This is a genomic window from Novosphingobium resinovorum (assembly GCF_001742225.1).
Lineage (GTDB): Bacteria > Pseudomonadota > Alphaproteobacteria > Sphingomonadales > Sphingomonadaceae > Novosphingobium > Novosphingobium resinovorum_A.
The window spans coordinates 1,361,206-1,374,455 of the sequence record NZ_CP017076.1 but is presented as its reverse complement, the minus strand read 5'-3'; the positions used below and the strand labels follow the sequence as shown (position 1 = coordinate 1,374,455).

Annotated in this window: 10 protein-coding genes; 8 read left to right on the top strand and 2 right to left on the bottom strand. The window is 66.4% G+C overall.

All coding sequences use genetic code 11. The annotated features are described in order from the left end of the window. Positions 1-27: 27 nt before the first annotated feature. The 8 genes from BES08_RS23420 (at position 28) to BES08_RS23385 (ending at position 10,964) form a co-directional block, all read left to right on the top strand. Positions 28-1,653 (top strand): AMP-binding protein, encoded by a 1,626-nt coding sequence (locus BES08_RS23420; RefSeq protein WP_202902883.1) that lies wholly within the window; start codon positions 28-30, stop codon positions 1,651-1,653. Positions 1,654-1,658: 5 nt separating this feature from the next. Continuing rightward, on the top strand, positions 1,659-2,831 hold the full coding sequence (locus BES08_RS23415; protein WP_036529102.1) for a thiolase family protein: 1,173 nt from the start codon (positions 1,659-1,661) through the stop codon (positions 2,829-2,831). Beyond that, entirely contained in the window at positions 2,828-3,163 is a 336-nt protein-coding gene (locus BES08_RS23410; protein WP_051587125.1) for a zinc ribbon domain-containing protein, read from the top strand. The genes BES08_RS23415 and BES08_RS23410 overlap by 4 nt, the downstream gene beginning before the upstream one ends. Then, a complete protein-coding gene (locus tag BES08_RS23405; protein WP_008831725.1) occupies positions 3,160-4,440 on the top strand; it encodes an MFS transporter in 1,281 nt (426 codons plus the stop codon). Before BES08_RS23410 ends, BES08_RS23405 begins: the two co-directional genes overlap by 4 nt. 32 nt (positions 4,441-4,472) lie before the next feature. Further along, on the top strand, positions 4,473-5,444 hold the full coding sequence (locus BES08_RS23400) for a sugar phosphate isomerase/epimerase family protein (RefSeq protein WP_008831726.1): 972 nt from the start codon (positions 4,473-4,475) through the stop codon (positions 5,442-5,444). A gap of 267 nt (positions 5,445-5,711) precedes the next feature. Next, positions 5,712-6,986: a M20/M25/M40 family metallo-hydrolase gene (locus tag BES08_RS23395; protein WP_008831727.1), complete on the top strand. Its 1,275-nt coding sequence runs from the start codon at positions 5,712-5,714 to the stop codon at positions 6,984-6,986. Between the two features lie 242 nt (positions 6,987-7,228). Beyond that, positions 7,229-9,526, top strand: a complete 2,298-nt coding sequence (locus BES08_RS23390) for a TonB-dependent receptor (RefSeq protein WP_008831728.1) — start codon at positions 7,229-7,231, stop codon at positions 9,524-9,526. Positions 9,527-9,671: 145 nt separating this feature from the next. Further along, complete coding sequence (locus BES08_RS23385; RefSeq protein WP_051587126.1) at positions 9,672-10,964, top strand: glutamate carboxypeptidase; 1,293 nt, start codon at positions 9,672-9,674, stop codon at positions 10,962-10,964. Positions 10,965-10,969: 5 nt separating this feature from the next. Here BES08_RS23385 and egtD read toward each other — a convergent pair whose 3' ends face one another. Both egtD and egtB read right to left on the bottom strand, forming a co-directional pair. Continuing rightward, positions 10,970-11,956: an L-histidine N(alpha)-methyltransferase gene (gene egtD, locus BES08_RS23380; RefSeq protein ID WP_051587127.1), complete on the bottom strand. Its 987-nt coding sequence runs from the start codon at positions 11,954-11,956 to the stop codon at positions 10,970-10,972. Between the two features lie 3 nt (positions 11,957-11,959). Continuing rightward, positions 11,960-13,210: an ergothioneine biosynthesis protein EgtB gene (gene egtB / locus BES08_RS23375; protein WP_036529104.1), complete on the bottom strand. Its 1,251-nt coding sequence runs from the start codon at positions 13,208-13,210 to the stop codon at positions 11,960-11,962. Positions 13,211-13,250: the final 40 nt, after the last annotated feature.

The window sequence follows — 13,250 nt, the reverse complement described above, 5'->3', positions numbered from 1 at the left end:
GACATCGCCAGAATCGCGAGACAACGAATGATCCAGATACCTGCACCGATGCAGATCGACACAAGCCCCGGCACACTCCATGCGGCCTTCGCACAGAGCGCGGACACCTGGGCCGGCCGCCCTTTCCTCCATGCTCCGGCCGAGGCAATGGCCGGTAATGCCGCAGTCTCGTTCACATACGCTGAGGCAATGGTGCGGGTCGCCGGCCTGCGGGACCGCTACGCCCGGGCGGGCCTGGGCCATGGCCACCGCGTCGGGCTGGCGCTCGACAACCATCCCGATTTCTTCCTGCACTTCCTTGCTCTCAATGCGCTGGGCTCCGGCATCGCGCCGATCAATTCGGGAATGAGCGACGGCGAACTCGCGCAAGTCCTGATGCTGGCCAAGCTCGACATGCTGGTGTGCCTGCCGCATCATCGAGATCGCCTCGCCGCTCTGGCGGCACAAACGGTGCCGGTCGTCGAGGCGGAGGAAGACACGCTGCCACCGCCAGGCCGCCCCGCCCTTCCCGGCCCGGCCGATGCCGGCAGCGAGGCGGCGATGATCTTCACCTCGGGCACTACCGGCACCCCCAAGGGTTGCGTGCTGTCGAACGCCTACTTCACCCGCATCGGCGCCTACTACACGCAACTGGGCGGTTATTGCACCTTTCGCCCGGGCGAGGAGCGTATCCTGACGCCGCTGCCGGTTACGCACATGAACGCGCTGGCGTGCTCGTTCATGGCGGCGATGACCAGCGGCGGCTGCCTGATCCAGCTCGACCGCTTCCACGCCTCGACCTGGTGGCGCACCGTGCGCGAAAGCGGCGCGACGATCGTGCATTACCTTGGCGTAATGCCCGCGATCCTGCTCCAGCGCGACGACGCGCCCGAGGCGTGGGCAGGCCACGCGATCCGCTTCGCCTTCGGCGCCGGTGTCGATCCGCGCCACCACGCGGTGTTCGAGGAGCGCTACGGCTTCCCGCTGATCGAAGCCTGGGCGATGAGCGAGACCGGCGCGGGGGCGTGGATCACCGCCAGCCACGAACCCCGTCACGTCGGCCAGCGCTGCTTCGGAAAGGCGGGTGACGACATCGAAGTGCGCCTCGTCGACGAGGAGGGGCAGGACGTTCCCGTAGGCACCCCCGGCGAACTGCTGGTGCGCGCACGCGGCGACGATCCGCGCCGCTGGTTCTTCACCCGCTACCACAACGATCCCGCCGCCACCGAGGCCGCATGGGAAGGTGGCTGGTTCCACACCGGCGACATCGTGCGCGCGGATGCGCAGGGCAGCCTGTTCTTCGTCGATCGCAGCAAGAACATCGTGCGCCGCTCGGGCGAGAACATCGCCTCGGTCGAAGTCGAGGGCGCGCTGATGCAACACCCGGCGGTCGCGCATTGCGCCGTCACCCCGGTCCCCGACGAGATCCGCGGCGAGGAGGTGCTGGCACTGATCGAAGGCGACGGCGACGAGTCGCTGGCGACGGAAATCGCCGGTTCGTGCCTGCAGACGCTGCAGTATTTCAAGATTCCGGGCTATCTGGCTTTCGTGGAATCGCTTCCCACCACCAGTTCGCAAAAGCTGCAGCGCGGCGAGATCCGCAAGCTCGGCCGTGCCATCGTCGATGAGGGCCGCGCCTTCGACTTGCGCGCGCTCAAGCGCAAGAAAGGCTGATCGACGTGGCCCCCATTGCATCCTATCAGGGCGTCGCCGTGGCTTGTCCGGTCACGGTGCCCTACCAGCGTTCCAGCGAACGCCAGGCGCACTGGTTCTTCGGCCGCGCGCTGGCCGCGCTGGTCGAAGCAAGCGGCATCGCCAAGGATGCGATCGACGGGCTCGCCTGTTCCTCCTTCACGCTGGGCTCGGATACCACGGTGGCGCTGACCGAGCACTTCGACATGTCGCCGCGCTGGATCGAATGGCTGCCGACCGGCGGCGCCAGCGGGGTCATGGCGCTGCGCCGCGCGGCGCGGGCGGTGCAGTGCGGCGATGCCTCGGTGGTCGCCTGCATCGCTGCCGACACCGCCAATGCGCAGACGTTCGCGAAGCTCGTCGGCGATTTCAGCCGCTTTTCGAACGGAGCCGTATTGCCGCAGGGCAAGGCCGGGCCGAACGGCGTCTTCGCGCTGATCACCGACAACTACATGCGCCGCTTTGGCGCGCATCGCGAGGACTTCGGCCGGATCGCACTGGCGCAGCGTGCCAATGCGGCGGGCAATCCCAATGCCCTGCTGGGCGGCAAGCCGCTCGACATGGCGGGCTACCTCGCCGCGCCGCCGATCGTCGCACCGATCCACATGTTCGACTGCGTGATGCCGTGTGCGGGCGCCGAGGCTTTCCTCGTCATGAGCGAGGCGCGCGCGCGCGACCTCGACCTCAGGGGCGCGCGGATCATGGGCGCGATCGAGCGGCACAATGCCTATTTTGCCGATCCCGTCGCCATTCGCGGCGGCTGGGCGATGGACGCCGATGCCCTGTGGGCGCAGGCGGGCATAGCGCCGGGCGACGTCGACTGCCTGCAGACCTACGACGACTACCCTGTGATTTCGGCCATGCAGATCGAGGACCTCGGCTTTTGCGCCAAGGGCGAGGCGCCTGCCTTCGTCGCCGCGCGGGACCTCACCGTGACCGGCGACTTCCCGCACAACACCTGCGGCGGCCAGCTTTCTTGCGGACAGGCTGGCGCGGCGGGGGGCTTCCTGCCGGTGGTCGAGGCGCTGCGGCAGGTCACCGGCCAGCCGCTCGGTGCGCAAGTGCCAGGTGCGCGGATCGCGCTGGCGAGCGGCTACGGCATGGTCACCTACGACCGCTGCCTCGCCACCGGCGCGGCGCTGCTGGAGGCATTGCCATGACCTTGCCGCTCCAGTTCTGCCGAACCTGCGGTGCCGCGCAGTACCCTTCGCGCGATGCCTGCCGTGTCTGCCTTTCCGATGCACTGGAAGTGCGCGACGAAACCGTCACCGGCACCGTCGTCAGCGAAGGCACGATCCACCGCTCGCTCGATCCGGCGCTCGTCGCCGGCGGGCCGCTGCGGATAGGGGCCGTCGCCAGCCCGCTCGGCGTCCGCATCATCGCCTTGCTCGCGCCCGGCGTGGCTGCGGGATCGTGCGTCATCCTCTCGCCCTGCCCGGACAGGCCGGGCGCCATCATCGCCCATCCGGCGCAGCAGGTCCAAGCATCATGACGGTGAATTCAGTTTCCGACCGCGCCGAACGCAAGCGCACCCTGACCCGCGCCATCGCCGCCTCGATCGTGGGCAACACGCTCGAATGGTACGACTTCTTCCTTTATGCGACGGCGGCAGCCCTGGTCTTTGGAGACCTGTTCTTCCCGGTCGGGCGCGATCCGCTGATCAACACGCTGGTCTCGTTCGGCGGCTATGCCGTGGGCTTCGCGGCACGCCCGCTGGGGGGCCTCGTGTTCGGCCATGTCGGCGACCGTTACGGGCGCAAGACCTCGCTGTTCTGGACGCTGGCGATCATGGGCCTCGCGACGTTTCTGATCGGCCTGCTGCCGACATATGCGCAGATCGGCATCTGGGCGCCGATCGCGCTCGTCGCATTGCGCGTGGCGCAGGGCATCGCGGCGGGCGGCGAGTGGGGCGGCGGCGTGCTGCTGATTACCGAGAACGCCCCGGCCGGGCGCGAGGGCATGTTCGGCGCGCTCAGCCAGAGCGGCGTCGGCCTCGGCTTCGTGCTGTCCACTTTCGCATTCTACCTTGCCGGGCTGCTGCCGCCGGAAGACTTCGCGAGCTGGGGCTGGCGCGTGCCGTTCCTCGTCAGCATCACGATCTTCGCGGTCGGCCTGTTCATCCGCTTCCGCGTCTCCGAGACGCCGGACTTCCAGGCCGCCGAGGCCGAAGGCCCGCAGCAAGCACCGCTTGCCGAAGTGCTGCGAAAGCACCCGCGCGAGATGGTCGTGGGCATCGGCGCGCGCCTTGCCGAGACTTGCGGCTCGCACTTGTTCATCACTTTCGCGCTGGCTTACGGCAAGGCAGTGGGCGCCGAAGTGGACACGCTGATGCTCGGGGTGACGCTCGGGATGCTGGCGGACAGCGTGATGATGCCGGTGTTCGGCGCACTGTCGGACCGCTTTGGGCGGCGGCCGGTCTACCTGTTCGGCGCGCTGGCGATGCTGGCCTTCGCCTATCCCTTCTTCGAGATGCTCGAGTCCGGCTCGACCACGCTGATCGTGCTGGCCTTCGTCATCGGCAACGGCGTGTGCCATGCGGCGATGATCGGCGTGCAGCCTGCGATGTACAGCGAGATGTTCAGTGCCCGCGTACGCTATTCGGGTCTCGCCATGGCGCACGAGGTGTCCTCGCTGATCGTCGGCTTCTCGCCCCTGATCGCCACCGCGCTATACGCCCATTACCGCAGCCCGACCCCGGTGGCGCTGTTCCTCGGCGCGATCTGCGTGGTGTCGGCGTCCTCGCTGCTGCTCTGGCGCCCAAAGCGCTGAAACCCCTTTCCCGCTTACCTCAGGAGACTGTCATGGACCTTAGCCGCCGCTCCCTTCTGACCGCCGTCGCTACCGGCATGGCCGCCGCATCGATGCCCGCCTTCGCGCGCGCCGCTGGCGGCCGCGTGCGCATCGGCGTGCAGACCTACAGCCTGCGCGACCTGCTGCCGACGCCGGGCGACATGGTCGACAAGATGATCCGCGAATGCCGCGACCTGAAGGTCGACATGATCGAGCTGTTCGAGCCGACCGTACAGCCCCCTGCCCTTTCCGCCAACGCGCCCTGGGCGTTCACCGGCGGCAAGCCGACCGAAGCCTCGCTCTACGGCCGCCCGCCCGAAGGCCCGCGCCCGGCCGAAGTGCTGCAGAACCGCGAGGACATCCGCCAGTGGCGCCTCGCCACCCCGGTCAGCCATTTCCGCGAGATCGGCCGCCGCTTCCGCGCCGCCGGGATCGAGATCCAGGCATTCAACTTCGGCCTCAAAGACGATTGCACCGACGCCGAAGTGGAGTGGGGCTTCGCGGTCACGAAGGCGCTCGGCATCAACCTGATGACCGCTTCCACCACGCTGTCGATGGCGAAGCGCACCGTGCCGTTCGCGGCCAGGCACCGCACGATGCTGGGCCTGCACGGGCACTCGAACTTGCGCGATCCCAACCAGCTGGCCACACCCGAGAGCTTCGAGCAGGGGCTGGCGATGTCGCCGTGGTATCGCCTGAACTTCGACATCGGCCACTTCGCCGCCGCCGGGTTCGACACCCTGGGCTTCCTGCACAAGCACCACGAGCGGGTCTGCAGCGTCCACCTCAAGGACCGCAAGGCGAACTTCGGCATGAACATGCCCTTCGGCGAAGGCGATACGCCGATCGCGGGCGTGGTGCGCACGATCTCCGAGAACCGCTGGAACATTCCGCTGATCCTTGAATACGAATATGCCGGCGGCTCCTCCGAAAGCGAGCTGCGCCGCGCGATCGACTACGTCGAGCACTACGTCGCCCGCTGATCGCGCGCCCTCCCGCGCGATCCCAGGCGCGGCTGCGGCCGGAAACCCTCCTCTTTCCGGCCGCAGAAACCGATACGTCAATTGGGATTTTGTGAATTCACTTTTGGCTTGAAACGATATCCACATTGCAATACAAGAAATCGTCACACAGTAGAATCGTACGAGAAATACGCCGAATCGGGTAACATCCCGGATCATCAATGCGTCAAACTCTCGCGATTTCGTACAAATCATGTGACCTGATTGCTCATCAGGAGAATTCAGATAATGCCCTTCGCCATGGCCATTCTGGCAGCAGCCGCCGCAGCGCCTGCCCCTGCCAAGCCAGCCACCCCGCCGGTGGTGGAGCGCGTTATCGCGACGTCGTCTTTCAAGGCCGCCGCGCAGTCCCTGCGCGCCGATCACGAGCGCTTCGTCGATGAGATCATCCGGATCACCCAGACCCCGTCCCCGCCCTTCGGCGAGGCGGAGCGCGGCAGGCTCGTGGCGCAGATGATGCGTGACAGCGGCTTCCGCTCGGTCTCCATCGACGAAGTCGGCAACGTCATCGGCCTGCGTCCCGGCCGCGATGCCAGGCTGCCGCCGCTGGTGGTCGCCGCGCACCTCGACACGGTTTTCCCAAAGGGCACCGACGTCACCGTGAAGCGCGAGGGCACGAAGCTGCGGGCACCGGGCATCGGCGACGATTCGCGCGGCGTCGCCACCTTGCTGGTGCTCGCCCGCGCGATGGACAAGGCGGGCATACAGACCGACCGCGACGTGCTGTTCGTCGGCAACGTCGGCGAGGAAGGCCCCGGCGACTTGCGCGGCATGCGCCACCTGTTCTCCACGAACGCGCGCGCCAGGGCAGCCGCCGGCTTCATCAGCATCGACAGTTCGGGCTCGGGCGGGATCGTCACGCGCGGGGTCGGTTCGAACCGCTACCACATCGTCTTCTCCGGCCCCGGTGGCCACAGCTACGACAAGTTCGGCATCGTCAATCCGATGGTGCCGCTGGCGAAGACGGTGACCGGGCTTTACCAGATCGCGGTGCCCGCCACTCCGAAGGTGACGTACTCGGCCAGCGTCGTGGGCGGCGGCACCTCGGTGAACACGATCCCGCCGCAGGTCTTCCTCGACGTCGACATGCGCTCGATCTCACCGGAGGAAGTCGCACGCGTCGATGCCGAACTGCGTGCCATCGCGCAAAAGGCGGTGGACGAGGAGAACGCCGCGCGCTCAACCGCGCGCGGCAAGGTCAGCGTCGATTTCCAGGTCATCGGCAAGCGTCCTGCGGGCCATACCGACGAAACGAAGGGCATCGCCGCCATCGCTTTCGGCACGGCCGAGGCATTCGGTTACGAGGGCCGCTTCATCGAGGTCTCCACCGATGCCAACGTTCCGATGAGCCTGGGCATCCCGGCGATCACCATAGGCTCTGGCGGCACCGGCGGCGCCGAACATTCGCCCGACGAATGGATCGACGTGGCGCTCGAACCCAGCGTCAAGGGCCTGACCGTCGATCTGGCCACGATCATCGCGGCGGCCGGCGCGAAACCGTAACGACCAGACAATGCCGCATCGTGCCGCACGAGCACGAGGCTCACGAACGAGAGGGCGAGGACACACAAGACAAGCAGGCAGGAGCGAACCGGCAGCCCGCAACGGGCGTCGCACCGAAATACCATGAACCTTCAAATCTAAAATATCCATCTTCCGCGACCAGCCTCACCCCATCGGTGACGGACAATCGAACAGGCGGGGGATGCGACAATCGGGGAATGAACATGAGCGTGGGATCCTTTATGTCGAGAACGTCCGTCTTCGCGGTTTGCGCGGCGGCCTGTTCGATCAGCCTGCCTGCCTTCGCGCAGGAAGCCGCCAGCACCGAGGGCGGCCTCAGCGAGATCGTCGTCACCGCCGAGAAGCGCCCGAGCACCGAGCAGAAGACGCCGCTCTCGCTGACCGTGCTGAGCGCCGAGACGCTCCAGCGCAACAGCGTCGGCAACGTCGATGACATCAGCCGCATCGCGCCTTCGGTCTCGATCACCAATTCAGGCGCGGCACCGATCATCGCGGTGCGCGGCGTCTCCAGCCGTGACGTCACCGAGATCGGCGACCCCGCCGTCTCGATCAGCATCGACGGCTTCAACCTCCAGCGCGCGACCAGCCTGCAGGCCGGTTTCTTCGACCTCGAGCGCATCGAAGTGCTGCGCGGTCCGCAAGGCACCCTGCTCGGCCGCAACGCCACCGGCGGCGCGATCCAGGTGATCACCGCCAAGCCCTCGCTCGACGGTTTCAAGGCACAGCTCGGCGGCGAGATCGGCAACTACGATCTCTACTCGACCAAGGGCATGGTGAACCTGCCGCTTACCGACGACCTCGCCATCCGCGCCTCGTTCCAGACTCGCGACCGCAACGGCTTCCGCGACACGCCGGGCAAGGACGGCGACGACGAGCACAGCAAGGCCGCACGCCTGCACGTGCTGTGGAAGCCGACCTCTCGCCTCAACGTGCTGCTGACCGGCGAATACGCGCACAACAACGGCGTCGGCACCGTGATCAACGGCTTCCCGCTGCAGACCTACACCGCCGCCAACGTTCCCAGCGGCTTCAACGTCGGCGACCTCATCCTGACCGCACCCGACAAGGGCAACGGCAAGAGCTTCTACAGCCCGGACGGCGGCTTCATGCGCTACACCGTATGGAACGTGCGCTCGCAGATCGACTACGACCTCGATTTCGCGACGCTGACCTACCAGGGCGGCTATCGCCACTTCGAATACGGCCGCAAGTATGCCTTCGGCGGCAATCCCGGCACCAACCGCCAGACCATCTCGTTCGAGCAGTACGAAGACGTCGGCACCTGGAACCACGAAGTACGCCTGTCGTCGAATTCGACCGGCCCGTTCAAGTGGCAGTTCGGCGCCTACTACTTCCGCGAGACCAACGACTTCGTCGGCCTGTTCACCGATTACCCCGATCAGGACAGCATGCATGGCGACTACTTCCTCATCCAGCGCTTCACCTATCCCGACATCACCGCCGAGGCCAAGGCGCTGTTCGGTCAGGCTTCCTACGAGATCGTGCCGGGCCTGACGGCATCGCTGGGCGCGCGCTACTCGAAGGATAAGAAGGATCGCCACACCAACATCCTGACGACCAACTACAACACGTACATCAGCACCCGCTGCGACCTGACCGACAGTTGCGCCTACAGCACGGCCACGGGCTACCAGGTCGCCAAGTCGAGCAAGACGACGTTCCACGCAGGGCTGGACTACCAGGTCACGCCGCAGAACATGGTCTATGCCAAGTTCGACACCGGCTACAAGGCAGGCGGCTTCACCGACCTCGGTGTCTACGATCCCGAGACCGTGAAATCCTACGAGATCGGCGCCAAGAACCGGTTCTTCGGCAATACGCTGCAGGTCAATCTCTCGGCCTACCTGTACGACTACTCCAACCAGCAGGTCAGCCAGTCGGTCATCAACTCGGCGGGCGGTGTCTCGGTGCAGATCCTGAACGCCGGCAAGTCGCGCTACAAGGGCATCGAACTGGACACCATCTGGCAGCCAACGCCGGACGACCAGTTCTCGGTCTACATCGCCTACTCGCATGCCCGCTACGTCGATTTCGCCACCGGCACCAGCGGCGTGCTGCTGCGCTATGCGCAAGCCGACGGCCGCGCCGAGCCGGTCTACGGCAGCGACGGCAGCACCGTGGTCGGCTACAACTACCAGCTGTCTGGCAAGCGTCCGCCACAGTCGCCCGACTGGTCGATCAACCTGGGCTACCAGCACGACTTCCACGTGCTGGGCGGCACCCTGACGCCGCGCGCACAGACGCATATCGAATCGAAGAGCTACTTCCAGATCTACAACTTCGATACCGACAGGCAGAAGGGCTATACCCGTTCCGACCTGATGGTGACCTACACCCCGGACGCGGCGAACTGGACGCTGACCGCCTACGTGCGCAACCTCGAAGATCGCCTGATCCTCGCCAACGGCGCCCTGCCGACGAGCACGACCTACCAGTCGTATCGCTACCAGTACCAGGCGCCGCGCACTTTCGGTGCGTCGCTGACCTTCAACTGGTAAGCAGCGGGTTCGGCCCAATGGACTGTGGGGGCGGCGCTGCGAAGCGTCGCCCTTGTCCGTTTGGCAGGCGCCGCTTCTGAACCACAGCCCAACACCGAAGTGAATCCTGAATTGCGCATCGGCGAACATCCAAGGAGCCCCTATCATGTCGCACCCCGCCCCATCCCTGTTTTCCGGCAGGCTGAAACGCCCCAGCCGGGTGCTCCGTAGCCTGCTGGTGTCGCTAGGGGCTATTTGGGTGCCGTTGGGTGCCGCCGCGGCCACCCCGTCGCAAGCAGCACTGAAAGCCGAGGTGGAGCGGCAGGTTCCGGCCTCGATCCGGCAGCTCGGCGAGATGGTCTCGATCGATTCCGGCTCGTCCGACGCGCCCGGCCTCAAGGCGATGGCGAACTATCTCGACGCGCGCCTGACCGCCCTTGGCGCCAGCGTGGAGCGCAAGCCGGTGCCGCCCGCCGCAGGCGACATGCTGGTAGCCACGCTACACGGCAAGCGTGCGAACAACGGCGGCCCACGCTTCCTCCTGCTCGCTCACATGGACACCGTCTACCAGTCCGGCACGGCCGCGAAATGGCCTTTCGCGATCAAGGGCGACATCGCCACCGGCCCCGGCGTCAGCGACGACAAGGGCGGCATTGCCGTGGTGCTGGGAACGCTGGAAATGCTGCGGAAGCTGGGCTTCGGCGACTACGGGACGATCACGATCGCGTTCAATCCGGACGAGGAGATCGGCTCCCCCGGATCGCGGCACTTGATCGAGCAACTGGGCGCCGAGCACGATTACGTCCTCTCCTGCGAGCCTGGCGGCAAGCAGCGCATCCTCGCCACCAGCGGCATCGCCACGCTTTCCCTCAAAGTGGAAGGCAAGGCCTCCCACGCCGGCGTCGCTCCGCAGGATGGCCGCAACGCACTGGTCGAGGCGGCCGACATCATCGGCCGCACCGCCGCCCTCTCCGATCCGGCCAAAGGGTTCAAGTTCAACTGGACGATCGCGCAGTCGGGCTCGAAGCACAACATCATCCCCGACCTTGCCGAAGCCACCGCCGACATCCGTTACATCGACGAGGCCGACGTCACCGCCACGATGGCGCACCTGCGGCAACTCGCGGCCGCCCCGGCGGTGGAGGGCACGCGCGTGAGCTTTACTCTGGGTCGCAACCGCCCGCCGATGGTCCCCACCGACAAGGCCCGCGAAATGGCCAAGGTCGCCGCCGGGGCCGGGCGCGAGTTCGGCTATCCGATCACGATCCTCGACAAGCCTTTCGGCGGCGGCAGCGACGCGGCCTATGCGGCGGTTTCGGGCAAGTCGGGCGTGGTCGAGAGCTTCGGCCTCGGCGGCGAGCACGCCCACACCTTAGGCGAGGAAACCGCAGACCTCGGCTCCATGCCTTCCTCCCTCTACGTGATGGCGCGCACGATCGTGCTGCTATCGGGACGGTAGCGGCATCACGCGGTCAATTCGTCGCCAATCGCGCGGGCCAGGATCACCATGAACTTGTCATCGGCATCGCCAAAGCCCTGCAGCGGCTCCCAGCCGCCAGCCAGCAGCAGGGTATCGGCGCTGCGCGGGTCGTACTTGTGGCTGTTCTCCGTGTGGATCGTCTCGCCGGCCGCCATGGCGAAGGCGCGGCCGCAGACCTCGAAGTCGATGTCGCGCGTCGCGGCGATGTGCATCTCAATCCGCGCACGTTCGTCGTTCCAGACCGCGCGGTGAGCGATGCCGTCGCGAGGAATCGTACCGCCAAGTTCCCGGTTGATCCTGTCGGCGAGATTGAGGTTGAACGCCGCCGTCACGCCTTGCGCATCGTCGTAGGCGCAAACCAGTTCCGTCTCGCTCTTGATCCGGTCGAAGCCTATCAGCAGCAGGCTGCCCGCGCCCAGCGTGCGGCGCATCGAGCGCAGCAGGTCGGCGGCGGCCATCGGTTCCATGTTGCCGATCGTGGAGCCGGGGAAGAAGCCCAGACGCGGGTGCTGCCCCACTTCGGCGGGCAACGTGGCGGGCTGGCTGAAGTCCGCCTCGACCGGGTAGATCGGAAGGTCCGGGTAACGCGCCGCCAGCGCTTCGCAGGACTCGCTCAGGAATTCGCCCGAGATGTCGATCGGCACGTAGGCGGCGGGCCAGATCGCGCCGAGCAGCAGCGGCGTCTTGGTTGCGCTGCCCGCACCGAATTCGACGACGACGTGGTGCTTCGATCCCACCATGCGCCCGATCCGCGTGGCATGGGCCATGAGAATGCCGGTCTCGACACGTGTAGGGTAATATTCGGGGAGGCGCGTGATCTCCTCGAACAACTGGCTGCCGCGATGGTCGTAGAACCAGCGGGCGGGGATCGCCTTGCGTTGCTGCGAAAGGCCGGTCAGCACGTCGCGGCGGAATTGGGCGCGCAAGGCATCGCGGGAGGTGTCGATCAATTCGCGGACGGCGGTGGCCATGATCTACAGGTCCTTAGCTAGACGCACGCCGGTGAACTGCCAGCGCTTCTCGGGGGGAAAGAAGTTCCGATACGTAGCGCGCGAATGCCCGCGCGGGGTCGCGCAACTGGCGCCCTTGAGTACGCACTGGCCGGACATGAACTTGCCGTTGTACTCCCCCACTGCGCCGGCCGCCGGGCGGAAGCGCGGATAGGGAAGATAGGCGGAACGGGTCCATTGCCAGCAGTCCCCGAAAAGGCCGGGCGAGCCTTGGGGATGGATGCCGACAGCCTCGTCAAGCTGGGCGCCGCCGGCCGGATCATGGCTGGCTGCGGCGACTTCCCACTCGAACTCGGTGGGCAGGCGGTGCCCGGCCCAGGTGGCAAAGGCGTCTGCTTCGTAGAACGAGACATGCGTTACGGGCGCCTCGGGCCGGATCGGCTGGAGGCCCGACAGCGTGAAGGCCGCCTCGCCGCGCCAATAGAGCGGTGCCGCGATGCCCTCGGCATTTATCCACGCCCAGCCGTCCGAGAGCCATAAGGCCGGGTTACGATAGCCGCCATCGGCGATAAATTCCGCCCACTCGCGGTTGGTCACGAGACGACGTGCGAGGGCGAAAGGCTCCAGCAGCACGTCATGCGCCGGACTTTCGTTGTCGAAGGCGAAACCGCCCGGTCTCCGGCCACCTTCATGGCCGATGCGATAGCGTCCACCCTCCTGGCTTTGCCATTCCATCGGTGCCACTGGCGAAGCGCCGCGCTCCAGCAAAGGCGCATAGGCAGGAGCCAGCGGGTTCAGGGAAAGCGCATGCTTCACATCCGTAAGCATCAGTTCCTGGTGCTGTTGCTCGTGGTTCAGTCCCAGTTCGATCAGCGCGGCAAGTTCGGGGCGATCCAGAAGCAGTTCCACATGCGCATCGACATGGGCGCGGTAAGCCAGCACCTCGTCCAGCGAGGGGCGCGAGAGCATTCCACGCTGCGGGCGCGCATGGCGCGGCCCTTCCGCCTCGTAGTAGGAATTGAAAAGGAACGGCCATGTCTCGTCGAACAGACGGTAGCCCTCAAGATGATCGCGCAGCACGAAAGTCTCGAAGAACCACGTCGTATGCGCCAGATGCCACTTCGCCGGAGAGGCGTCCGCCATGGACTGGATCGTGGCATCCGCATCGGACAAAGGCGCGGCCAGCGCTTCCGTGAGGCAGCGGACAACGGCGAAACGCACGGCCTGCGGTGCGGGGCAGGCCACCAGGGGCGAGCGGTCGGTCGTGGTGGCCATGCCGCTCTAACGGCCGATGCCGCTGCGGGATGCATGACGG